This window comes from Candidatus Poriferisocius sp. (genome assembly GCF_965204015.1).
In the GTDB taxonomy this organism is placed as follows: domain Bacteria; phylum Actinomycetota; class Acidimicrobiia; order Acidimicrobiales; family Bin134; genus Poriferisocius.
Genome location: NZ_OZ241965.1, coordinates 297,820 through 320,884 on the forward strand (window position 1 = coordinate 297,820; position 23,065 = coordinate 320,884).

18 protein-coding genes and 1 tRNA gene are annotated in these 23,065 nt (G+C 64.8%); 5 read left to right on the forward strand and 14 right to left on the reverse strand.

The window, feature by feature from the left end; translation table 11 throughout:
- Positions 1 to 5 precede the first annotated feature (5 nt).
- The 10 genes from ACOGJC_RS01345 to ACOGJC_RS01390 form a co-directional block, all read right to left on the reverse strand.
- Positions 6 to 722 carry an ABC transporter ATP-binding protein gene (locus ACOGJC_RS01345; RefSeq protein WP_419846713.1) on the reverse strand — a complete coding sequence of 239 codons (717 nt, stop codon included), beginning with the start codon at positions 720 to 722 and terminating at the stop codon, positions 6 to 8.
- A complete protein-coding gene (locus ACOGJC_RS01350; protein ID WP_419846714.1) occupies positions 719 to 1,483 on the reverse strand; it encodes an ABC transporter ATP-binding protein in 765 nt (254 codons plus the stop codon). The genes ACOGJC_RS01345 and ACOGJC_RS01350 overlap by 4 nt, the downstream gene beginning before the upstream one ends.
- Positions 1,464 to 3,662: an ABC transporter permease gene (locus tag ACOGJC_RS01355; protein WP_419846715.1), complete on the reverse strand. Its 2,199-nt coding sequence runs from the start codon at positions 3,660 to 3,662 to the stop codon at positions 1,464 to 1,466. Before ACOGJC_RS01355 ends, ACOGJC_RS01350 begins: the two co-directional genes overlap by 20 nt.
- Before the next feature lie 100 nt (positions 3,663 to 3,762).
- A complete protein-coding gene (locus ACOGJC_RS01360; RefSeq protein WP_419846716.1) occupies positions 3,763 to 5,388 on the reverse strand; it encodes an ABC transporter substrate-binding protein in 1,626 nt (541 codons plus the stop codon).
- Between the two features lie 111 nt (positions 5,389 to 5,499).
- Positions 5,500 to 5,571 (reverse strand) — tRNA-Gln (locus ACOGJC_RS01365).
- A gap of 58 nt (positions 5,572 to 5,629) precedes the next feature.
- Entirely contained in the window at positions 5,630 to 6,982 is a 1,353-nt protein-coding gene (locus ACOGJC_RS01370; protein WP_419846717.1) for a glutamate--tRNA ligase, read from the reverse strand.
- A complete protein-coding gene (locus tag ACOGJC_RS01375; RefSeq protein WP_419846718.1) occupies positions 6,969 to 7,502 on the reverse strand; it encodes a hypothetical protein in 534 nt (177 codons plus the stop codon). The genes ACOGJC_RS01370 and ACOGJC_RS01375 overlap by 14 nt, the downstream gene beginning before the upstream one ends.
- An 8-nt stretch (positions 7,503 to 7,510) precedes the next feature.
- Complete coding sequence (gene cimA / locus ACOGJC_RS01380; protein WP_419846719.1) at positions 7,511 to 9,157, reverse strand: citramalate synthase; 1,647 nt, start codon at positions 9,155 to 9,157, stop codon at positions 7,511 to 7,513.
- Complete coding sequence (locus ACOGJC_RS01385) at positions 9,144 to 10,064, reverse strand: branched-chain amino acid transaminase (RefSeq protein WP_419846720.1); 921 nt, start codon at positions 10,062 to 10,064, stop codon at positions 9,144 to 9,146. The genes cimA and ACOGJC_RS01385 overlap by 14 nt, the downstream gene beginning before the upstream one ends.
- A 46-nt stretch (positions 10,065 to 10,110) precedes the next feature.
- Positions 10,111 to 11,091 carry a 3-isopropylmalate dehydrogenase gene (locus ACOGJC_RS01390; RefSeq protein WP_419846721.1) on the reverse strand — a complete coding sequence of 327 codons (981 nt, stop codon included), beginning with the start codon at positions 11,089 to 11,091 and terminating at the stop codon, positions 10,111 to 10,113.
- Between the two features lie 56 nt (positions 11,092 to 11,147).
- Between ACOGJC_RS01390 and ACOGJC_RS01395 the strand changes: the two genes are divergently transcribed.
- The 4 genes from ACOGJC_RS01395 to leuD are packed head-to-tail and all read left to right on the forward strand — an operon-like array spanning position 11,148 to position 14,609.
- A complete protein-coding gene (locus tag ACOGJC_RS01395) occupies positions 11,148 to 11,621 on the forward strand; it encodes a GreA/GreB family elongation factor (RefSeq protein WP_419846722.1) in 474 nt (157 codons plus the stop codon).
- A gap of 56 nt (positions 11,622 to 11,677) precedes the next feature.
- Positions 11,678 to 12,586, forward strand: coding sequence for an alpha/beta fold hydrolase (locus ACOGJC_RS01400; protein ID WP_419846723.1), 909 nt, complete (start codon positions 11,678 to 11,680; stop codon positions 12,584 to 12,586).
- A 32-nt stretch (positions 12,587 to 12,618) separates the two neighbouring features.
- Complete coding sequence (gene leuC / locus ACOGJC_RS01405; protein ID WP_419846724.1) at positions 12,619 to 14,019, forward strand: 3-isopropylmalate dehydratase large subunit; 1,401 nt, start codon at positions 12,619 to 12,621, stop codon at positions 14,017 to 14,019.
- The gene (gene leuD, locus ACOGJC_RS01410) at positions 14,016 to 14,609 is read left to right on the forward strand and encodes a 3-isopropylmalate dehydratase small subunit (RefSeq protein WP_419846725.1); all 594 of its coding nucleotides are present in this window, start codon (positions 14,016 to 14,018) and stop codon (positions 14,607 to 14,609) included. Before leuC ends, leuD begins: the two co-directional genes overlap by 4 nt.
- Positions 14,610 to 14,625: 16 nt before the next feature.
- On the opposite strand, the gene ACOGJC_RS01415 is transcribed toward leuD, so the two are convergent.
- Positions 14,626 to 15,000, reverse strand: a complete 375-nt coding sequence (locus ACOGJC_RS01415) for a hypothetical protein (protein ID WP_419846726.1) — start codon at positions 14,998 to 15,000, stop codon at positions 14,626 to 14,628.
- A gap of 207 nt (positions 15,001 to 15,207) precedes the next feature.
- On the opposite strand from ACOGJC_RS01415, the gene ACOGJC_RS01420 reads away from it, so the two are divergent.
- Positions 15,208 to 17,511: a beta-propeller domain-containing protein gene (locus ACOGJC_RS01420; RefSeq protein WP_419846727.1), complete on the forward strand. Its 2,304-nt coding sequence runs from the start codon at positions 15,208 to 15,210 to the stop codon at positions 17,509 to 17,511.
- A 163-nt stretch (positions 17,512 to 17,674) separates the two neighbouring features.
- Here ACOGJC_RS01420 and leuA read toward each other — a convergent pair whose 3' ends face one another.
- The 3 genes from leuA to ACOGJC_RS01435 all read right to left on the reverse strand — a co-directional run bounded on the left by leuA (position 17,675) and on the right by ACOGJC_RS01435 (position 23,057).
- On the reverse strand, positions 17,675 to 19,378 hold the full coding sequence (gene leuA, locus ACOGJC_RS01425) for a 2-isopropylmalate synthase (protein ID WP_419846728.1): 1,704 nt from the start codon (positions 19,376 to 19,378) through the stop codon (positions 17,675 to 17,677).
- A gap of 176 nt (positions 19,379 to 19,554) precedes the next feature.
- Positions 19,555 to 21,132 carry a phosphoglycerate dehydrogenase gene (gene serA / locus ACOGJC_RS01430; RefSeq protein ID WP_419846729.1) on the reverse strand — a complete coding sequence of 526 codons (1,578 nt, stop codon included), beginning with the start codon at positions 21,130 to 21,132 and terminating at the stop codon, positions 19,555 to 19,557.
- Positions 21,133 to 21,203: 71 nt separating this feature from the next.
- Complete coding sequence (locus tag ACOGJC_RS01435; protein WP_419846730.1) at positions 21,204 to 23,057, reverse strand: S9 family peptidase; 1,854 nt, start codon at positions 23,055 to 23,057, stop codon at positions 21,204 to 21,206.
- Positions 23,058 to 23,065: the final 8 nt, after the last annotated feature.

Genomic DNA, 23,065 nt, shown 5'->3' on the forward strand with positions numbered 1-23,065 from the left:
TCTCCTCAGGACATGCCTAGATAGGCGGCGGTCAATTCTTCAGCGATCTCTTCGGGCGGCCCGGTGCGCTGGATTCGGCCGTGAAGCATGATGGCGGCCTCATTGGCCACACCCAGAACCGCTTGGGCGAACTGCTCCACAATCAGGATGGACAGTCCGGCTTCAGCCAGGGTGGCCACCTGCTCGTACAGCTCCTCCACGATGATGGGCGCCAGCCCCATGGAAAGCTCGTCGAGCATCAGCAGGGCCGGGTCGGTGGACAGTGCCCGGGACATGGCCAGCATCTGTTGCTCGCCGCCCGACAGAGTGCCCGCCACCTGGTTGCGGCGCTCCTGCAAACGGGGGAACTGGGCGAAGGCCCGCTCCTGTACGTCTTTGTAGGAAACACCGGCATAGGTGCACATCCGCAGGTTTTCGGCCACGGTCAGGTTGGGGAAGATGCCCCGGCCCTCGGGGATCAGGCACACCCCGGCCCGGGCCAAGCTGTCGGGGGAGACCCCGTTCACCTCGTGACCGTCGAGCAGCACTGAGCCGGCGTGGGGCTGTATCTGACCGCTGGCCACACTCAAGGTGGTGGTTTTACCCGCACCGTTTGGCCCCAAGAGGGCATATACCTGACCGGGCATGACCCGCAGATCTACGCCGTGCAGCACGTCGATGGTGCCGTAGCCGGCCCGGATACCGACCAGCTCCAACAGCGGGGTTGCCGACTTGGTGCTCATTCGTCGATCTCCGCATAGGCCCCGCGAAATTCGTCGCCGCCCAGATAGGCCGCCCGAACAGCAGAGTCAGCCTGTACCTCCATGGCGGTGCCCACCGCGATGATCTTGCCGAAGTCCAGCACGTGGATGCGGGCGCACACCCCCATCACAAAACTCATGTCGTGCTCTACCAGAAGCACCGCGAGATCGTTGTCTTTGTCGGCCACTAACTCAAGCAGGAGTTGGCCAATGGAGGAGGTCTCCTCTTCATTCAAGCCCGACGACGGCTCGTCCAACAGCAGCACCCGGGGCCGACAGGCCAAGGCCCGGGCGAGCTCCACCAGTCGGGCACTGCCGGTGGGAAGGGTACCCACGGTCACATCGGCCACGTCGTCGAGGCCCACCTTGCCCAACATCTCATGGGCCACGTCGTTGACCCGCTGGTGCTTCCACTTGGTGCGATGGTTCTTCTCCACCGCCACCCTCACGTTGTCGAACGCGCTCAGCGTGTTGAAAGCCTCCAGCTTCTGGAAGGTGCGGGCGATGCCCATTTGCGACCGCTTGGCCACCCCGGACCTGGTGATGTCTACGCCGTCGAATCTCACCCGGCCACTGGTGGGTGGAAGCAAGCCGGTGACCACGTTGAACAAGGTGGTCTTGCCCGCGCCGTTGGGGCCGATCAGCCCGGTGACTAGACCGGGGTCGACGTCCACCGAGGCGTTGTCGAGGGCCACCACGCCGCCGAAGCGCATGACCACATTCTCAGCTTCGAGAAGCGCCATAGCCCTCCTTCGGTACCACGTCGTCCAAGATCCCCAAACGCCGGTCGATGGCGATCACCTCTTCGGGGGTGAACGGCCGCTCCAGGCCCAACTCGCCGATCTCCGGCTCACGTTTCTGGGCGTTCTCCGCGGCGATCTCGGCTCGGGCATCACTGCGCCACGGGAGAATGGGCGAGAATCCCCGGCCCATCTCGAAGATGGCCCCCCGGGGGTTGAACACCATGCCGAGCACCAGCAGCCCCGGTCCATAAGTAGTCATGATGTCGAGCAGCGTGACCAGAAAATCCACGTTCCCAGCATCTTCCAGCCGGTGTCCCAGCCCGGTGAACAGCGGAATGAAGATCAAGAAGATGCCAGCCACCGGTATGGACACTCCGGCAGCCGCCACCAACAGCACGATATTGAAACCGATCAGCAAGTCGAATCCCTGCACGCTGTCGACGTTGCCCGAAACAGTGGCCCAGAACACCCCGGCAATGCCGGCTATCACCGCTGAAAGGGCATACACCACAACCTTGGTCCACACCACTGGTACCCCGAGGGTGGCTGCCGCGGCCTGCGAGTCATTGATGGCCATCCATCTTCGCCCATACCGAGACCGGCGCAGCAATACCAGCGCGTAGACAACGACAGCGAATACGCACATCAGCAGCAGGAAGAAGCCCCGGCGGTCGTCGAAGGTAACGCCAAACAGCTCAATGTGGGGAAACTGCCGACCAGTCCCGATGATGGGCATAACCCACGGGTTGGGGAAGAAGATAAGCGACATCGCCTGGGCGAAGGCCATAGTCATGAGAGCCAGATACAAGCCCCTGAGACGGGCGGCGGGAAGGGCTACCAAGGCACCCAAGGGCGCGCATAGCAGCCCTACCAGGAGGATCCAGTAGCCGTTGTCGATATCTCTGATGTCCTGGGGATCCAGGCCGAGGCGATCCAAACCCAAGAACGTGACCCACCCTCCTCCTATCACCTTCAGGTACACAAAGGCGCCGAATCCGGCAAAGGCCAACGGCGCGAAGTTGATCTGACCGGCCCAGCCGATCAAGGGAACCAGCGACAAGCCGATGAGAGCCAGGGCCATGGCTTCATTGGCCGAGTTCAGCTCTCGGCTGCCCCAAGCACCAGGATCCCAGATTCCGAAGTCCAACCAGCCGCCGGAAAATGCCACCGCCAGCAAAATGATCACCCCGCAGCCGATGAGTCCCTCCCACCACTTGGTGAAGCGCTCGTGGCGACGGAGATGATGGACCAGCCGTCCTACCTCCAGGCGGGCCTGGGGCAAGGCTATGACCACGAACAGCAGCAACAGCGGGGCAATAGAGAGGTGGGCGAAGCGGAAATCGGATCCGAAGTCCAGCCAGGCCACTGTGTGGGCTCGCAGCAGTCCGATCAACATCGCCCCAATCACCGCCATGGGCAGGTTCTTCAGGGCGCCGAAGGCCGCCGCCGCGAAGGCGATGATAACCACATTGTTCAGGGTTGCGGGATCAAGCCCGAGTTCGGGGGCGATGAGGATGCCCCCCAGCGCACCCAGCATGGAGCCCAGTGCCCAGGAGGTAGACGACACCACGTTGGGGCGAGCCCCGTTCAGGGCGGCCAATTCCCTGTTGTCCACCACCGCCCGCATGGCCGTGCCGATGCGGGTGCGGCGAAGCAAATATCGCATGGCCACGGCAATGGCGATAGCCACCACAAACACGATGAGCCGGTGCCAGGGAAGCTGAGACGGTCCCAAGTCGATGCCGTTGTTGATGCCGAACAAATACGGCACCCGGCGAGCAGTATCGGCCTCCCAGATGTCGCCCACCACCGATAACAGCAGCACCATGATTGCCACGGTGACCATGAGCTGCACTACCAGCGACGCGGTACGCAGGCGCCTCATGATCACGATGTCCAGCACCACGCCCAGCGCGGGCGCGAACAGGCCCACCACCACGAACAGGGCGAGGATAGAGTGCCAGCCCCGATTTACATGGAGTTCCCAATAGAAGAATGCCGCGAACACGCCGATGGCTCCCTGGGCGAAGTTGAAAACCCCGGTGGTGGTGTACACCACCACCAAACCGGTGGCGTACATGGCCCAAAGGGCACCGAGGAAGAGCCCGATGTAAGTGGTGACCAGGAAGGTCTCGCTGGTGACAGGGGCGCCCTTCCAGGTGAAAACAGCGATGATCACTGCCGCCAACGTCCCCAGTGCGGTGGCAACCGCAACCGAATGACGTACCCCGAAGATCACAAGAGCTCAGACCTTCCTGGCCTCCTCACATCTGTCCTGGCTAGCCGCCGAACTCAGCGCCCCAATCCCTGGTCAGGCCGACCACGTTGTCGGGGTTGCAGTCCAGTTCGCCCCGCTCTGCGGGATGCACCCGGACGAACTCGTTGTTCTGCACCTGCATCAGCATGAAGCAAGGCATGATGTTCTCGGTGGTGGAGTAGTCAGCCGGGCTCCACCAGCCGTTCACGTCGAACGACGTCAGGTTGCGGGCACCGTCCAGCACTGCCTGGCGGGTGAGGCCATTGGGGCCGTCTTCAGCCACGATGGCGTTGACGACGTTCTCGAAGAGCACCCCATCGGCCCATGAGCCCGCGGCCCATGCCGGCGGGAATGGGTCATCAATGGCCTCCATGAAGTCGGCCAGCTCTTGGTTGGTGTCGGCCTCATCGAACGGCAGGAACCAGATCCACATGTAGGTGTTCTCCACCACATCGCCGGCCTCAAGGAAGCTGGGGGTGTAGCAGGCCAACTGGCACATCCAGATCACGCTGTCGGTATCCAAGCCCTGGGCTTCGGCCTCACTGCGCCACTTGATCATCGACTGATCGTCGGAGCCGGAGTAGGCGAAGTTGGAGTCGTTGTCCCGCATGATCTGGATATATGCGCCGTACTCCGACTGGGTGGTGAACCCGCTCACGCCAGGCTCGCCGTCGATGACAATGCCGATCTCCTGGAAGGATCGCACCTGGGGCATCGACGTGGCGATGGTGGACGGCAGGTCGGATGGGATCAGGTACACACCGTTGATATCCGGAGTCACGTTCTCCAGGAGCCACTGAACGTGGCCCACCTGGCTTTGCACGGCCCGGTCGCCGGTACCGGCGTAGGGGCACTCACTGTTGGGCCGACTGGTGGCAAACGTCACGACCGAGCACTGGTGAGGCGGCTCAGTGGTGATGTAGGCGAAGTCAGGCACCCCGATGTCGTTCCCATGAGCATCAGAGCAGGTCTGGAGATCAGTGGTATCAAGAGCGAACAGCGCTGTGGTGCCGACCAGGGCAAAAGCCTCCTCGCAGGCCACCAAGAATCCGTTGGTGGTCTCGGTGGGGTTGATGGCCGAGTCGTGCTCGATTACCTCGACCTGGCGGCAAGCCAACCCGCCCTCGGCGTTCACGTGGTTGGCCCAAGCCTTGACACCGTCGATGGAGCCCTGGAACAGGCCGGGGGCCAGCGGGGAGCCGACGTCGGCCATGACCAGCACGGTGATGGTGTCTTCGGTGACCCCGATGTCGGTGGCCTCGAGGTCAACAGCTTCGCACGGGTCGACTTCGGGTTCTTCGGTGGCAACTGGCTCGGCATCGCCCTCGTCCATGTCGTCGTCGCCCATGGAGTCATCACCCATGTCGTCATCCATGGAGCCATCACCCATGTCGTCATCCATGGAGTCATCACCCATGTCGTCGCCCATGGAGTCATCACCCATGTCGTCGCCCATGGAGTCATCACCCATGTCGTCGCCCATGGAGTCATCACCCATGTCGTCGCCCATGTCGTCCATGGAATCGTCGGGGGCTTCGGTCGGTGCCGCAGCAGGGGCGGAATCGCCCGAATCGTCGTTGCCGCCGCACGACACTGCGACCAATGCGAATATGGCCAAGAGGCCGATGATCCAACGGAGATGCTTCACGTTTCCCCCTTAAACGGACCGGCGCGCTCCTCTGGCGGCGTACCGGCTATACAACGCGGCAGACAGTCTTACCCATGCCACGATCCCTGCGCCACCTGCGGAGGCATCAAGCTCGGGAGGGAGGACTCGAACCCCCAATATCGGGACCAGAACCCGGTGTGTTGCCAATTACACCACTCCCGAGAGCAGCGGCCAGTGTACTCCCCTGCTCCCACGGGGGAACAACGCTTAAGGCAGGGGTTCAGAGCTGAGAGCGGGCCGCTTGCAGGCGGCGGAGGACTTCGTCGCGTGTCAGGTGGTGCACCATGGGCTCAAAGAGTGGGGGGCCTACTGATCGACCGGTGACGGCGACTCGGACGGGGGCTTGGGACTTGGAGCGGTTGACGCCGTGGGTCTCGCCAGCGGCGAACACGGCGTCTTTGACGGTTTCGGGGTCCCAGGGGCAGTCGGTGAGGGCGGCGATGGTGGCGTCGAGGATTTCGGCAGCGGCTTTGCCGCGAACTACTGCCTTGTCCCACGACTGACTGTCGATGATGGGCTCTGCGAGAAAGAGCCAGTCCACTTGGGCCACGATGCCGTCGAGGGTGCGGAGCTTCTCCTGCACCAGCGGGGCCATGGCAGCGACTACTTCGGGGCGGTAGCGCTCGGGAGGCCAGGGCACGTCCTCGCCGGCCAGGTGGGGTTCGAGGGCGGCTAGGAACGTTTCTGCATCGAGCTCGCGGATGTAGACGCCGTTGAAGTGCTCCAGCTTGGCTATGTCGAAGAACGCCGGCGCCTTGTTCACGTCTTCCAGCCGGAACTGCTCGATGATCTCGGCCACGGGCCTGATCTCCACCCCGTCACGCGGCCCCCAGCCCAAAAGGGCCAGGTAGTTGGCCATCGCCTCGGCCAAGAATCCCCGTTGCCGGTAGCTCTCCAACGACACGTCGTCGCGGCGCTTGGACAACTTCTTGCGCTGCTCGTTCACCAGCAGCGGCAGGTGGGCATAGACAGGCGGGGTCGCCCCCAGCGCTTCGGCCACCAGCACGGCCCGGGGGGTGCTCGAGAGCAGGTCCTCGCCCCGGATGGCGTGGGTGATGGCCATGTCGGCGTCGTCCACTGCGTTGGCCAGTACGAAGGTGGGCGAACCATCGGAGCGCCAGATCACAAAGTCGCCAAGCTGCTGGTGGTCCACGGCCACCTCGCCCCGGACAACATCGTCGATCACCGTGGTCCCCTCCGGGGTCCGGAACCGCACCGCCCGGCCGTCGGCCATCTCGGTACCGGCCAGCTCGTTGTCGTCGGCGTCGCACAAATAGGCCCGGCCATCGTCCAGCAGTTGCTGGACGGCTTGTTGGTGACGCTCCCGCCGCTCGGACTGGTAGTACGGCCCCTCGTCGTAGTCGATGCCCAGCCACGCCAGGTATTCGAAGATGGCGTCGGTCAACTCGGGGCGGTTGCGGCTCTCATCGGTGTCTTCGATCCGCAGCACCATGGTGCCGCCGGTGGAGCGGGCGTAGAGCCAGTTGAACAGGGCCGTTCTCGCCGAGCCGACATGGAGGTAACCGGTGGGCGACGGCGCGAACCGTACCCGAGGCTTGTCAGCGGGGCTCACTGGCTGTTGCTGCCAAATGGGCTCCACCTCCGAGAGCTATCTCGGTGTCAGGGGGCGGATCCCGCAAATTATCTTCCGACACCAAGTCCACCAGACGCCGAGCCTCGGCATAGTGGTGAGGATGGCTTATGCCAGCGAACAACTCCTTGCGCCAAGCAACTAGCGATGAGGTGGGACTCGGGGTCAGGTACCCAAACAACCGGAAGGCGACCTCCAGGTCGGTAGCAACCGGGGCCCGTCCGAAGATGGCCGCTCGCTTCAACGCCACGCCCACGCAGCCGACAATCGCATCCTCCAATTTCTCGCCGGGCTGCAATTGCAACTGATCCTCGAAACGGCGGGCCAGCCACAGGGCGTAGCCCTGGTCGGGTCCGGGTATTCCCAGTCCAGCGCCGGTGGGCTGCCCATTGGTCAGCTCGGCCGGCCGGTCGGCCACCCATGGTTGGGGCCGCCGCGGCGGCGAGACATAGTGGCGGTCGGCCGCCGCGGTGTCGTTGGGCACATAATCAGGCGCGGCCATCGCTACCCTCAGCTTTCTTTGGTGTCGGCGTCGTCGCTGTGGAGCAGTCCGTAGACCAGGCTGTCCACCAAAGCCTGCCAACTCGCTTCCACGATGTTGGTAGACACCCCGATAGTGGTCCAAACCCGGTCGCCGTTGGTGGAGTCGATGATCACCCGGGTCACCGCCGCGGTGCCCGCCGCGGTGTCCAGCACCCGCACCTTGTAGTCGATGAGGGAGATCGACCGGAATGCCGGATACCGGTCGCCCATTGCCAGCATCAACGCGGCGTGCAGGGCGTTCACTGGGCCGTTGCCCTCCCCAGTGGCCACCATGCGCTCGCCCCCCACGTGGAGCTTCACCGTGGCCTCGGTTTCCATCTCTACCGCCACTTCGTTCCAGGCCCTCGCCCCGGTGCCCGAACGGTGCTCGGTGCCCACCTTGAACGACTCCAGCTCGAAATACGGCTGCTTCCATCCCGATGCCCCCCGCATCAGTAGTTCCAGGGAGGCGTCGGCCACCTCGAAGTGGTATCCCGCGTGCTCCAGCTTCTTGAGGGTGTCCACGATCTCGCCGATTGCCTTGCCGTCGAGGTCGAGACCCAGTTCCTCGGCCTTGAGCTCTACCGTCGAGCGCCCGGCCATCTCCGACACGACGAACCGGGTGCCGTTGCCCACCGCGGCGGGGTTGATGTGCTCGTAGGCGTCGGGGCGGCGGGCGATGGCGCTGGTGTGGAGGCCGGCTTTGTGAGCGAAGGCCGACGATCCCACGTAGGCCTGCTGCGGGTCGGGCGTGAAGTTAACTAACTCGGCCACATGGTGCGAAACCGCAGTGAGCCGCTCCAGCCGATCGGGAGGAACGGTCTCCACGCCCATCTTCAGGCTGAGGTTGGCGATGATGGGCACCAGATTGCAGTTGCCGGTTCGCTCGCCGTACCCATTGATAGTTCCCTGCACCTGGATGGCCCCGGCCCTTACTCCGGCCAGGGCATTGGCCACTCCGCACCCGGTGTCGTCGTGGAGGTGGACCCCTACCGGCGTGTCCAGGTAGTCGACCACCGCACCCACAACGTCTTCCACCCGGGTCGGCAGCGATCCCCCGTTGGTGTCGCACAACACCAGCCGCTCGGCTCCGGCCATCGCGGCCGCTTCGAGCACCGCCAAACTGTATTCCCGGTTGTCCTGGTAGCCGTCGAAGAAATGCTCGGCGTCGAAGAACACCCGCATACCGTTGTCCTTCAAGAACCGCACCGAGTCGGCCACCATGGCCACTCCCTCGTCCAGAGTGGTCCGCAGGGCTTCCAGAACGTGGTAGTCCCAGCACTTCCCCACAATGCAGGCCACCTCGGTACCAGAAGCCGCCAAGTTGGCCAAGGTGAGATCCTCATCGGTGCGACCCTTCACCTTTCGGGTTGAGCCGAAGGCCACCAGGGTGCTGGTCTTCAGGGCCAACTCGTCGCGGGCCCGGGCGAAGAACTCGTCGTCTTTGGGGTTGGAGCCTGGCCAGCCCCCCTCGATGTAGTGGACGCCGAGGGAGTCGAGCTGGCGGGCGATGCGGAGCTTGTCCTCCACGGTGAGGGAGATCCCCTCGAGCTGGCTCCCGTCGCGAAGGGTGGTGTCGTAGATCTCTACGGAGGCAGGCAGGGACCGGGGACCGGCCGCGTCAACGGTCGACATGCTCGTTCCAGTGCCGATACTGGGCCTGCCGGCCCCGCACCGCGTCTTGGAACACCTCTTGGATCTTGCGGGTGATCGGACCGGGGTCGCCGATCTCTCGGTCGTCCACCGAGCGGATGGGCACCACCTCGGCCGCGGTCCCCGACAAAAAGGCCTCGTCGGCCAGATAGAGATCGCTGCGCAGCAGGTTGTCGGCCACGTAGGGGATGCCCAGATCGCTGGCCATCGTTCGGATGGCATCCTGGGTGATCCCCTCCAACGCCCCCACCGAGGTGGGCGGGGTGATGATGGTGCCGTCGCGCACCACGAACAGGTTCTCGCCGGTGCACTCGCTGACGTAGCCCTGGGGCGATAACAAGATGGCCTCGTCGTAGCCGGCCTTCACCGCCTGAACCTTGGCCAGCTGGCTGTTGATGTAGTTCCCGCAGCCCTTGGCCGCGGTGGGCATGGAGTTGGGGTCGTGGCGCTGCCAGGAGCTGACCATCAGCCGAACCCCGTTTCTGATCCCCTCATCGCCCAGATATGCGCCCCAAGGCCACACCGCGATGGCCACGTTCACCTCGCACGACAGCGGGTTCAGACCCATCTCGCCGTAGCCCAGGTAGGCCAGCGGACGGATGTAGCCGCTCATCACGTTGTTGACCCGCACGGTCTCTTTGGTGGCGGCCACCAGCTCCTCCACCGTGTAGGGAATGTCGATCTGGAGGACTTTGGCGCTGGCGAACAAACGGCGGATGTGAGGGGTGAGCCGGAACACCGCGACTCCTTCGTCGGTCTCATAGGCCCGAATGCCTTCGAACACGCCGTTGCCGTAGTGGAGCGTGTGGGTGAGCACATGCACGGTGGCGTCCGCCCAGTCCACCAGCTCGCCATCCATCCACACCTTCTCCGTGGTCTCGATAGGCATCGTGCTCAGGTCCTTTCTGGAATCACTGCTTTGCTATTCGATGGGCCTACACCCGCTCGGCGATGGCATCGCCGATCTCGGTGGTGGTCCCATATTGAGTTGTCGGGTCGGCACAGGCAGCCCGAATCCGGCTGGCGGCGTGGGTCTCGCCCAGGAACTCAACCATCATCGCGGCCGACAAGATCGCGGCGGTGGGGTTGGCCCGGCCGGTCCCCACGATATCGGGCGCGGAGCCGTGAACCGGCTCAAACATCGACGGCCCTGTGCGATCGGGGTTCAGGTTGGCTGAGGCGGCCAGCCCAATTCCACCGGAGACCGCTCCGCCAAGATCGGTGAGGATGTCGCCGAACAGGTTGTCGGTCACGATCACGTCGTAGCTCTTGGGGTCTTCCACAAAGTAGATGCAGGCGGCGTCCACGTGGTTGTAGGCGGTGGCCACATCGGGATAGTCCTCGGCCACCTCGTTGAACGTCCGCTCCCAGAGGTCGCCAGCAAAGGTCAACACGTTGGTCTTGTGCACCAGGGTGAGGTGGCGGCCTGGACGGCTGCGGGCCAACTCGAAGGCGTAGCGCACGCAGCGCTCCACCCCGAAGCGGGTGTTGACCGATCCCTGGGTGGCCACTTCGTGAGGGGTGAATCGGCGCAGGAACCCGCCCTCGCCGGCGTAGGTGCCCTCGGTGTTCTCCCGGATCACCTCGAACTCGAAGGAGCCGTCGGGATCCCGGAACGGACGGCGGTTCACGTACAGGTCGAGCTCGAAGCGCATCCGCAGCAACAGGCCTCGCTCGATAACACCGGGGGGAACGTCGGGAGTGCCCACCGCCCCCACGTAGAGGGCGTCCAGTCCCCGCCACTCCTCCATGATCTCGTCGGTCAGCACGGTGCCGTCCCGCAAATAACGAGCACCGCCTAAGTCGTAGTTCACCGTGTCGAGCTCCACGCCGGCCGCGGACAGCACCTTCAGGCCCTCGGCGACGACCTCCGGACCTATTCCATCGCCGCCAACAACTCCAATAACGTGGGCCATGGCCCATCAGAATACGAATACGGCGACTCCTAAAGCGAACACTAAACTGGTTGGCTATGCCGGAAACCCATGAACTGTCGCAGACGGCATACGACCGTTTGAACGCCGAGTTCGAGCAGCTCACCACAGTGGGGCGGGTGGACATCGCCCGCAAGATCGAAGCGGCCCGCGAGCTGGGCGATTTGAGTGAGAACGGCGACTACCACGCGGCCAAAGACGAGCAGGGGAAGATGGAGACCCGCATCGCCCAGCTCGGCGCGCTGCTGAGGAATTGCCAGATCGTTGAGGCGGGCGACGGGACCACCGTTGCAGTGGGGTCGGTGGTTACCGTGGCCCACGACGGCGACCCCGACGACGTTGAGACCTATCTGGTGGGATCAATCGAGGAGCGCCACGACGGCCTCGACGTGATCTCCCCCGCCTCTCCGATGGGGGCGGCCATCATCGGGGCCAGCGTCGGCGACACCGTGTCGTTCGATAGCCCCGCAGGCGGGACCCTGGCCGTTCACATCGTGTCCCTTGAGCAGTAGCGGCGCCTTGAATAGCAGAAGCGACCTCTTCCGGAGAGCAGGTCGGACGGTCCCCCTTGAGCAGTAGCGGCGCACCAGTCGGTCCCAGCCTGCCGCCGGGAGAGTTCATCAATCTGCCCGAGCGGGGGCAAGTGTTCGTCCGCCAGGCTTCCGGGCCGCCGGGATCGCCCACCGTGGTGCTGCTGCACGGCTGGACGGTGACCGCCGATCTGAACTGGTATCCGGCCTTTGAGCCGCTGTCGCAGCGGGCCTCGGTAGTGGCGTTTGACCATCGGGGCCACGGCCAGGGCCTTCCCACCAAGCGATTCCAGTTCTCCGATTGCGCGGCCGACGTCTTGGCGGTGGTCGACGCCTTGGGCATCGAGGAGTTCGTTTGCGTGGGCTACTCAATGGGCGGCGCCATCGCCCAACTAGTGGCCCGGGCCGCACCCGATCGGATAACCGGGCTGGTTCTGGGCGCCACCGCCACCAGCTTCCGAGGCCGGGGATGGCGGGCAATCCGATTCGCGCTGCTCCCGGTGGTGGCCGCCGCCTCCCGGTTGGCCCCCGTGAAGCTGCGGTACTGGGGCTGGGAGCAGACGGTGTTCAACGTCATCGGAACCAATATCGGCAGGTGGGCCCAGGCGGAGATTCTCAAGGGCGATCCGCAAGCGCTGTTGGACGCGGGCACCGAGCTGTTCAACTTCGACTCGGCTCCGTGGATCGCAGAGCTGCCCATGCCGATCGCCCAGGTCCGCACCCTTGGCGACGAGGTGGTGCCCGACGACCTCCAACAGGGGCTGACCGAGGCACTCGACGACATCAGCGCCTTCTCCTATCGGGGTGGCCACGCCTCGGTGGTCACCGACTTTGACAGCTTTTGGGGTTGTCTGAGCAAGGCTCTCGACTCCGTGGGGGTACCCGATCGGACCCCTACCGAAAGCAGTTCACTGTCTGACCCATCCACTTCTGAGGCCAGCCGATAGCCTCAGCCATAACGCAAGAAATCGGAGCGAAAATGGGCCGAACCCTCAGCGAGAAGATCTGGGACCGCCATGTGGTACACCAAGCCGACGGCGAGCCCGACCTGCTGTATATCGACTTGCACCTCATCCACGAGGTGACCTCGCCCCAAGCCTTTGACGGACTCCGCATGAACGGCCGTGCCGTGAGGCGGCCCGACCTCACGGTGGCCACCGAAGATCACAACGTCCCCACCGACAACATCGCTTGGCCCATCGCCGATCCCATCTCCCGCCAGCAAGTAGAGACGCTGCGGGCCAACTGCGAGGAATTCGGCATCACCCTGTACCCGATGGGAAGCCCCGGTCAGGGAATCGTCCATGTGATCGGACCGGAGATGGGCCTCACCCAGCCGGGCATGACCATCGTGTGCGGCGACAGCCACACCTCCACCCATGGGGCGTTCGGCGCCCTGGCCTTCGGGATCGGCACCAGCGAGGTGGAGCATGTGCTGGCCACCCAGACCCTCCCCCAGCAGCGGCCCGGCACCATGTCGGTGACCGTGGACGGCACTCTTCCGGTGACCTGCACCGCCAAAGACGTGATATTGGCCATCATCGGGCGCATCGGTACCGGCGGGGGTATCGGCTCAGTGATCGAGTATCGGGGACCGGTCATCCGGGCGCTGTCGATGGAAGGGCGCATGACGGTGTGCAACATGTCCATCGAAGCCGGCGCCCGAGCCGGGTTGATCGCCCCCGACGACACCACCTTCGAATACCTGCACGGTCGACCAAGCGCTCCAACCGGCGCGGCCTGGGAAGCCGCCTTGGACGACTGGCGCAGCCTGTCTACCGACGACGACGCGGCCTTCGACAAAGAGGTGGTGATCGACGGATCTGAGTTGGTGCCCCATGTGTCGTGGGGCACCAACCCGGCTCAGGTGGCCCCCATCAACGGCACGGTGCCCGACCCCGACAGCTTCGCCGAGAGCAGCGGGCGAGAGGCGGCCGCCCGAGCCCTCGACTACATGAACCTGACGCCGGGTACTCCGCTGAAGGAGATTCCGGTGGACACTGTGTTCATAGGCTCCTGCACCAACAGCCGCATCGAAGACCTCCGGGTGGCCGCCGCGGTGGTGGAGGGCCGACGAGTGCACTCTGGCGTGCGCACCTTCGTGGTCCCCGGCTCCGGGGCCGTCAAGGCCCAGGCTGAGTCTGAGGGGCTCCACGAGGTGTTCAAAGCCGCCGGATTCGACTGGCGTGAGCCGGGCTGTTCGATGTGCTTGGCTATGAACCCCGACAAGCTGACCCCCGGCGAGCGCTGCGCCAGCACCTCCAACCGCAACTTCGAAGGCCGCCAGGGCAAGGGCGGCCGCACCCATCTGGTGTCGCCCGCAGTGGCCGCCGCCACCGCGGTGGCCGGCACCTTCGCCACCCCGGGAGACCTGTCATGAAGCCGGTTCGCACTATCACCGCCACCGCGCTGCCATTGGACCGCAGCGATGTGGACACCGATCAGATCATCCCCAGCGACTGGCTCAAGCGGGTGGAGCGCACCGGCTTCGAACAGGGCCTGTTCTCGGAGTGGCGCGAAGACCCCGACTTCGTGCTCAACGACCCCCGCTACGCCGACGCCCGCATCCTGGTGGCCGGCCCCAACTTCGGCACCGGCTCCTCCCGAGAGCACGCCGTGTGGGCCATCCAGCAATACGGCTTCGAGGCGGTCATCTCCCCCCGCTTCGGCGACATCTTCCGCAACAACGCCACCAAGAACGGCCTGGTCCCCGTGGAAGTGAGCGAGGAGACAGCCCGCTCCCTGCTCTTCTGGGCAACCTCCGCTCCCACCGTTGAGATCACCATCGACGTCCTGGAACTCACCGTTTTGAGCCTCCAGGCCGGCGTCAAAGCCGACTTCCACCTGGACACCGCCGTTCAACTCCGCCTACTGGCCGGCCTCGACGACATCGGCCTCACCCTTGACCACACCGAGGCCATCGACACCTTTGAGGCCGGCCGCCCGGCCTGGATGCCGTCGCTGGCCTGACTTCCTTCCGGAAGGCTCAGGAAATGCCAAAGGCCAGGATCGAGCCCCAGGTCGGCACTGCGAAGGCCAGCATCGTGAACACCATCGTCCGGGTCTGCTTGGCGAACTGAAGCGCCATCTCTCCCCGAAGCTCCTTGTTCTCAGCCCGCAGCGTCTTGAACTCGGCATAGACGTTCGCAAACTCTCCCCGCACTTCCGCGGCAAAAACTGCGAACTTGCCGTTCATCTCGGTGCGAAGTCGGTCTTCGCTGGCGACGAGGTCGTCTTTGGTGGCGAGGTCGTGCCAGTAGACGGGGGGAAGGCTATCCATCAGAACTCCTGCCTCCTCCTCCCCCAGGATCTCGATCAGACGGTTGCGCAGCACCTGGCGCTGCTGTTCACTCACAGGCACTGGTGGCCTCCTCCGTAGTGTTTTTCATTAGAGGAGGACCGCATCCACTGTCCTCGAGTGGTTTCGAGCAGGGTACCGTTCAGCTCTTGTAGCCACAACAATTTTCTGTCAGGACTAGCTGTCACTTCCCTTGAGTAGGGTGCTCAGCATGGATTTCTCCGCAAGCTGGGAACCCGGCGTCACCCGGGCATCGTCCTAGAGGACATGATGAAGTTCCTGAGGCTTGTCCATGTTCTGCTTGCGCTGACGTTGCTGGCTGCGGCGTGCTCGTCTGACTCTGTTGATACGCCGGGGATCACCGGCGGTGTCTCGGGCCGGACCTCGGATGAGGCGACAGCGGGGCCCGATGGCGCATCTGTGCCCGATGGGACGTCGGAGCCGACGGTGGTGCTGGACGACATCGAGTTGTTGTCGGCGCTGCGGAGCTTTAGGGATTGCGCCGCGCTGTTGGACTATCTGCGGACCGAGACGGTCAGCCGGGTGGGGCCTTATGGATTGGACGACGGGCCTCGCTTCGGCATCCCGGAACTGATGATGGTTGAAGAAGCTGAGATGATGGCCGACGACTCTGCGGCCCAGACGGCCCCCGCCTCCGATGCCGCGCCAACCGGTGGTGACGGCGACTTCTCTTCGACCAACGTGCAGGTAGCCGGAGTGGACGAGCCCGACATCATAAAGACCGATGGCAATCGAATCCTGGCTGTGGCCCAAGGCCGGCTGCACTACGTGGACGTTTCCGGCGACCAGCCCCGGTACTTGGGCAGCGTCGATTTGGTGGGCGAATCAGCCGAGGGCTGGGGCCAGGAGATCTTCATTCGGGGCGACCGGGCCATGGTGTTTTCCACCAGCTACGCCTATTGGCTGGAGCCGGTGGCGGCCAGCGACCTGGAAGGCGACCACGCTGTCGCTGAAGACATCAGCTTTGGGGGCAGCCCGGTATCGCTGATCCAAGAGGTGGATCTGTCGAACCCGGCCTCTATGGAGGTGGTGTCGGAACTGCGGGTGGAAGGCAATTACCTCAGTGCCCGGGCGGTGGGCGACGTGGTGTGGATGTCGATGTCCAGCTACCCGGCGCAGTTCCAGTTCGTGTACCCCAGCGGCCCAGACGCGGAGGAAGCCGCCGAAGCGGCCAACAAGCAGATCGCGGCCACCGCCGACTTGGGCGCCTGGCTGCCGGCCTACCGCTTCGACGGACCCGACGGCACCCGAGCCGGCCTGCTGCCTGAGTGCGACCAGCTTTACACCCCCGCTGAGTTCGACGGATTCACCGTGCTGTCGGTGTTGAGCTTCAACCTGGCCGAGCCGCTGGGAACCGGCGACGCCGCCTCGGTGCTGGCCGACGGCCACACCCTCTATGGCTCGGGCCAGTCGATCTATTTGGCCTCCAGCGAACCGGTTTGGGCCGAGCCCGCCGTTGACGACGGCGACTCAGTCAGCATGTCGACCCCGACGGAGTGGAGCACCGTTGTACACAAGTTCTCAGTGTCGCTCGACGGCCCCGCCCGCTACGAGGCCACCGGCACGGTGGAGGGCCACCTGCTCAACCAATTCTCCATGGACGAGCACGACGGTTACTTCCGGGTGGCCACCACCATCGGTGAGCCGTGGAATACCGAGACTTCCGAGAGCCAGGTGGTGGTGCTCGAACAGCAGGGCCGACGGCTCACCGAGGTGGGCAAGGTCGACAACCTGGGCCGGGGCGAGCGCATCTTCTCAGTCCGCTTCGCTGGCGACATCGGCTACGTGGTGACCTTCCGCCAGGTCGACCCCCTCTACGTGATCGACCTGGCCGATCCCACCGCCCCCTCGGTGGCCGGCGAGCTGAAGATCCCGGGCTTCTCCACCTATCTGCATCCCATAGGCGATGGCCTCCTCATCGGCGTGGGCCAAGACGCCGACGACACCGGCCGCACCCGCGGCACCAAGGTGTCGCTGTTCGACGTGAGCAATCCGGCCGATCCCCGCGAGCTCGACGTGATCGTGTTCCCCGACGCCAACAGCGAAGCCGAGTGGGACCACCGGGCCTTCCTCTACTGGGCCCCCGAGGAAATGGTGGCCATCCCGCTCTCTCGCTATGACCATGAGGGCGACGACGATTTCTTCGGCGCAGTGGCTCTGCGGGTGAACCGCGACGGCGTGGCCGAACTCGGTCGGGTGTCGCACCGAGAGCAGCAGTTCGTGGTCGAGGGCTGCCGCCCAGTGGACAATGGGGAACCCAGTCGCTATCCCACAGCCAGGAACGAGACCCGCATCTGCCCCTTCGAAGCCCCCGACAGTTACGGCGACCAGGACTGTCAGATCTTCTATCCCGGGTGGGTTCGAACAGAGTGGCCCTCGATCGACATCGCCGACGACGAGAAACTCCTCATCTGCTGGATATGGGCTCCACCCATCCAGCGCCTTCTCGTGATCGGCGACACCTTATGGACCATGTCCGAACAAGCCCTCCAAGCCAACAACCTCAACACGTTCGAAGTCGAGAATCACCTCCCCCTATCTTCCTCAAACTAAAGAGTGTGGGGCCCAACCTAGGCGGGGCGGCGGGCACCAAAATGGGCCGGGGCGGGGGGTGGCGCCGGAGGCGGACCTGGCCGCTCCGACGGCCAGGCCGCCGTAGAGCGACAGGACCCGCCGCCACGGCCCCGCTAATACAGCCCGCCGCCCCGCCGGAGGATCACCCCAACCCAGCACAAGCCCGGTTCAGCGCACTAACAATGGCCCGCATCGACGCGGTGGTGATGTCGGTGTGGATGCCGCAGCCCCATAGCTCGCGGCCATCCACCAGCAGTTCGATATAGGCCACCGCCTCGGCGTCGGTCCCGCCCCCCCGGGCGTGCTCGTGGTAGTCCACCACCTTGACCGGGGTGTCAATGATCTCATTCAGCCCGGTCACGAAGGCATCCAGCGACCCGGCCCCTTCGCCGTGCACCACCACTTGGTCTTCCCCGGCGGTCAGCCGGGCAGTTACCACGGTACGGTCGGCCCCACGGGCGTTCTGGGCCGACTCATAGCCGTTCAGCCGGTAGGGCTCGTCCAAGTCGAGGTACTCGGTGGCGAACTCGCTGTGGATCTGGTCTGCGGTGATCTCCTCGCCGGTTTCGTCGGCGATCTGCTGGATGACCCGGCTGAACTCGATCTGCATCCGCCGGGGCAGGTCGAGCTGCACTTCGGCCTGGAGCAGGTACGACACCCCGCCCTTGCCCGACTGGCTGTTCACCCGCACCACGTCTTGATAAGTGCGGCCCACGTCTTTGGGGTCGATGGGGATGTAGGGCACCTCGAACAAACTCTGGCCGGTCTCCTCCATGGCCTCGAACCCCTTCTTGATGGCGTCTTGGTGCGATCCCGAGAAAGCGGTGTACACCAAATCGCCGACATAGGGGTGGCGGGGATGGATGGGGAGCTGGTTGCAGTCCTCGGCCACCCGGCGCAGCCCGTTGATGTCGGAGATGTCCAGTTCCGGGTCCACCCCCTGGCTGAACAGGTTCATGGCCAGGTTCACCACATCCACGTTGCCGGTGCGCTCGCCATTGCCGAACAGGGTTCCCTCTACCCGGTCGGCACCGGCCATGAGCCCGAACTCGGCCGCGGCCACCGCGGTCCCCCGGTCGTTGTGGGGGTGCAGGCTGAGCACAATCCGGTCGCGGCGGGCCAGGTTGCGGTGCATCCACTCGATCATGTCGCCGTAGATGTTGGCGGTGGACATCTCCACGGTGGCTGGCAGATTGATGATCACCGGCTTGTCGTGGCCGTCGGCCAGGATGCCGGTTACCTCGTCGCACACCCGCTTGGCGAACGGCAGTTCGGTGCCGGTGAACGACTCTGGCGAGTACTCGTAGAACACGTCGGTGTCGGGCACTTGCGACTCCAGCGAGCGGCACCACTCCGATGCCTGGGTGGCGATCTTGGTAATGCCGTCCATGTCGAGCCCGAACACCACCCGGCGTTGGACGGTGGAGGTGGAGTTGTACAGGTGGACGATGGCGTCAGCCGCGCCGTCGATGGCCTCATAAGTGCGCTCGATCAGCTCTTGGCGGGCCTGGGTGAGCACCTGGATGCGGACATCGGAAGGGATGGCCTTCTGCTCGATGATCTCCCGCACGAACCGGAAGTCGGTTTCGGATGCCGAGGGAAAGCCCACCTCGATCTCCTTGAACCCAGCCTCCACCAGGGCGGTGAACATCTTCCACTTCCGCTCGGGGTTCATGGGCTCGATGAGGGCCTGGTTGCCGTCGCGCAAGTCCACTGAGCACCACCGGGGCGCGCCGGTGAGAACAGCGTCGGGCCAGGTCCGGTCGATCAGCTTGACCGGCTCGAATGCCTGGTATTTGTGAATCGGCATTCCCGACGGCTGTTGGGGGTGTAATCCGGTTTTCATGGCATGGCCTCGATTGGAGTTGACCCACGAAAAAACCCCCTGCCCTTGCGGGTTCAGGGGGTCGGGGCGAGCACCTCTGGGTGCTCGCCCTACAAGAGCAGCAGGTGGGTGTGGATGCGGCTCATCGGGTTAATTCTAGGCCGAAGCATGGGTGTTTACCAAACATGCCGGGGCTTCTAATCGGCTGGCGCTAGGCCCAGGTAGCGGGCCGCCTGTACTCCGTCGATGGCCACCAGCGCGTCGGCCACGGCCTTGGGCACCGGCTGGGAGGTGGCGATCACCATGGAGGCCCCTTCCCCAGTGGGCGACTGACCCACGTCCATGTCGTCGATGTTGATGCCCGCGTCGCCCAGCAGGGTGCCCACCGCGCCGATAATGCCGGGTCGGTCTTCGTTGGCGATCAAGATCATGTGCTGGGCAGGCGGCATGTGCAGGCTGTGATTGTCGGCGAGCACCAGCACCGGCTCTTGGCGGGCCCCGGTCAGTCGGCCGCCCAGGCTGTGCCCCGCGCCCCGCACGGTGAGCAGGTTCACGTGCTCTTTGGAGGTGGGTGTGCTGATGGCCCGAACCTCCATGCCTTTCTCCTTAGCCACGTCCATTGCGTTCACGTAGCTGACCTGCATGTCCGACACTGCGCTCAACAGTCCCTTGACCACCGACATCACCGCCACCGTGTTATCGGGCTTGCCAATCTCGCCGATGAGCTCCACCTCCAGCACCTCGGGCAGCCGCTCGCATAGGTTTCCGAACAGGCGTCCGAGCTGCTCGGCCAGCGGCAGATAGGGCCGCAGCACATCGGGAACGTTCTTGGCCGGCACGTTCACCGCGGCGGGCACAAACTCCCCGGCCAGCGCCAGCATCACCTGTTCGGCAATGGCGTCGCCCGCCTTGCTCTGGGCCTCCTCGGTGCTGGCCCCCAAATGGGGGGTGACCACCACTGAGTCGAGGTCGAACAGCGGTGATTCGGTGATGGGCTCGCCGTCGAACACGTCCAAGGCCGCACCGGCGATACGGCCCGAGTCCACTGCTTCGGCCAAGTCGGCCTCGTCCACGATGCCGCCGCGCGACACGTTGACGATCCGCAGGTTGGGCTTGGCCAGCTTCAGCAGCTCAGAGTTGATCAGCCCGACGGTCTCGGGAGTGCGGGCCACATGGATGGTGATGAAGTCGGACTGGGCCACCAGATCCTCCAACGACACCAGGGCCATCACACTGTGGAGGGCCGACTCCTCCGACACATAGGGGTCGCTGGCGATGACCCGCATGGCGAAGCCCAACGCCCGCTCGGCCACCAGCCGGCCGATGCGGCCCAGCCCGATGATGCCCAGCGTTTTGTCGCTCAGCTCGATCCCTTCCCAGCGGCCCCGCTCCCACCGCCCGTCGGTGAGCGCAGCGTGGGCCTGGGGGATGTTCCGGGCCTGGGACAAGATCAATGCCATGGTGTGCTCGGCGGCCGAGATGATGTTGGACAAGGTGTCGTTCACCACCAGAACCCCGTGCTCGGTGGCGGCGTCGACGTCCACATTGTCCAATCCCACCCCGGCCCGGCCCACGATCACCAGATCGCGGCCCGCGTCGAGCACCTCGGCAGTCACCTGAGTGGCCGACCGGATAATCAGCGCCTGCACTCCCGCCACTGCCTCCAGCAGCTCGTCGTCACTCATCCCGGTACGCACGTCAACCTCATGGCCGGCGTGGCGGAGCTTGGCCACCCCGATGTCAGCGATCTTCTCGGCTACCAGAACCTTGGCCATCGGCCCTCAGAATAAACCGCGCTCAGTGACTGGCCGGGGACCAATATGCAACGCCCGAGTGAATGTGCCCGCTAGCGGCGTATCTCCACCGGCGGGATGTCGTCGGCTAGGTCGAATCCCAACATCTGGGCAAAGAACGAGAGTTCGGCTTCGAGAGCAGTCACGATGTTCTCGGCTTTGCGGAATCCGTGCTGTTCTCCCTCGAACAGCAGATAGGCCACCGGTATCGACCGCTGCTCGAGGGCGGCCACAATCATCTCAGCTTGGTTGGGGGGCACCACCACGTCTTCGGAGCCCTGAAGCACGATCATGGGAGCCTCGAAATCGTCCACGAAGTGGATGGGTGAACGGGCCTCGTACACCTCTTCGTCCTCGGGGTACAGCCCCACCAGGCTGTCCATGTAGCGGGCCTCGAACTTGTGGGTGTCGATGGCCAGCGCGGCCAGATTGGCTATCCCGTAGCGACTGGCCCCGGCGGCGAACACCTTGTGGAAAGCCAACGCGCACAGGGTGGTGTAGCCGCCGGCGCTGGAGCCCCGGATGATGAGCCGATCGCCATCCACCTCGCCGGTGCGCACCAGGTGGCGGGCTGCGGCCACGCAGTCGTCTACGTCTCGAACGCCCCATTGGCATTTGAGGGCCTCCCGGTAGGCGGTGCCGTAGCCGGTGCTGCCCCGGTAGTTGACGTCCACCACCGCGATCCCTCGACTGGTCCAGTACTGGATGCCGAGCTGGAGCTGGCTGCGGGCTGCACCGGTTGGCCCGCCATGACCCAGGACCAAAAGCGGCGGCTTCTCCTCCTCCGGTCCCCTCGCGCTGGGGTTGCTTGGCGGATAGAACAGCCCGTGAGCCTCCGCGTTGTCGGTGGTGGGAAAGGAAATCGGCCGAGGGGAGGACAGGTAGGCCGGATCGACCGCGGACCGGGCCGGCGGACGGATGACCTCGTGGGTTCCGTCGGCCACGTCGATGCGCACAGCGGTGGGTTCCTGAGTCGGAGAGGCGACAACGGCGCATACGGCATGGGGTCCGACGGGACGGACGCTGGCGTACGACGTCCAGGGCAGATCCACCAGTTGCGGCTCGGATCCCTCGGGGGGTATGGCCCACAGCTCAGCCAGCGATCCCCGCATGGCCGCCACCACCACCGTGTTGTCGTCGCACACCGCATAGCTGGGATCGTCGAACACCCAAGCCGGGCGGTGCACCTCGGCGTCGAGTTCGAACACTGGCACCAGATCGCTGTCGTCGAGCCAATACAGGTTCCACCAGCCATTGTGGTCGCTTACTACATAGAGGCGGCCGTCGGGGCCCCACTGGGGTTCAACTACCGAGCCGACGCCCGAGACCGCGCACCGGCCGTCCACCCACAGCTCGGTTTGATCCCAGGGCATGTTCGGGTGGTTCCACTGCACCCACGCCAACCGCTCGCCGTCGGGGCTGGGGCGGGGCCAGGCGTAGAAATCAGCTCCGCTGGCCACGATCTCGGCCTCGTCCGATCCATCCCCGCTCAGCCGCACGATCTGGTTGACCTCTTCCAGAGTGCGCCCCTCTTGTTGGGCGGCCCGGGCTGCGTGGTGGTCCTCTCGAACGCACACTGTGGCATCACCGAGGGCCCGACCGTCGGCGTAACGCCATCCGTGGGCGAATGCGGGCTCGGGGGTTACCGGGCGGGTCGTACCGTCAGCCGACACATGCCACAAGCGGCCGTCGGCGTCGTCGCAGGCATACGCCCCGTCGGCATCGTCGGGCCACCAGGCGCCCCCGCCGTAGCTGTGCACCCGGGTCCGAACCGAAACCGAGCTCCACAGGTCGCGACCGTCGCACACCAGTGCGTTGCGACCCGACTCGGCCGGGCGCGACTCGGTCCACCACATCCGGCCCTGCTGGCTCCACAAGCTCACTGGCAGTGCCGCGTCGGCCACCATAGATTGAG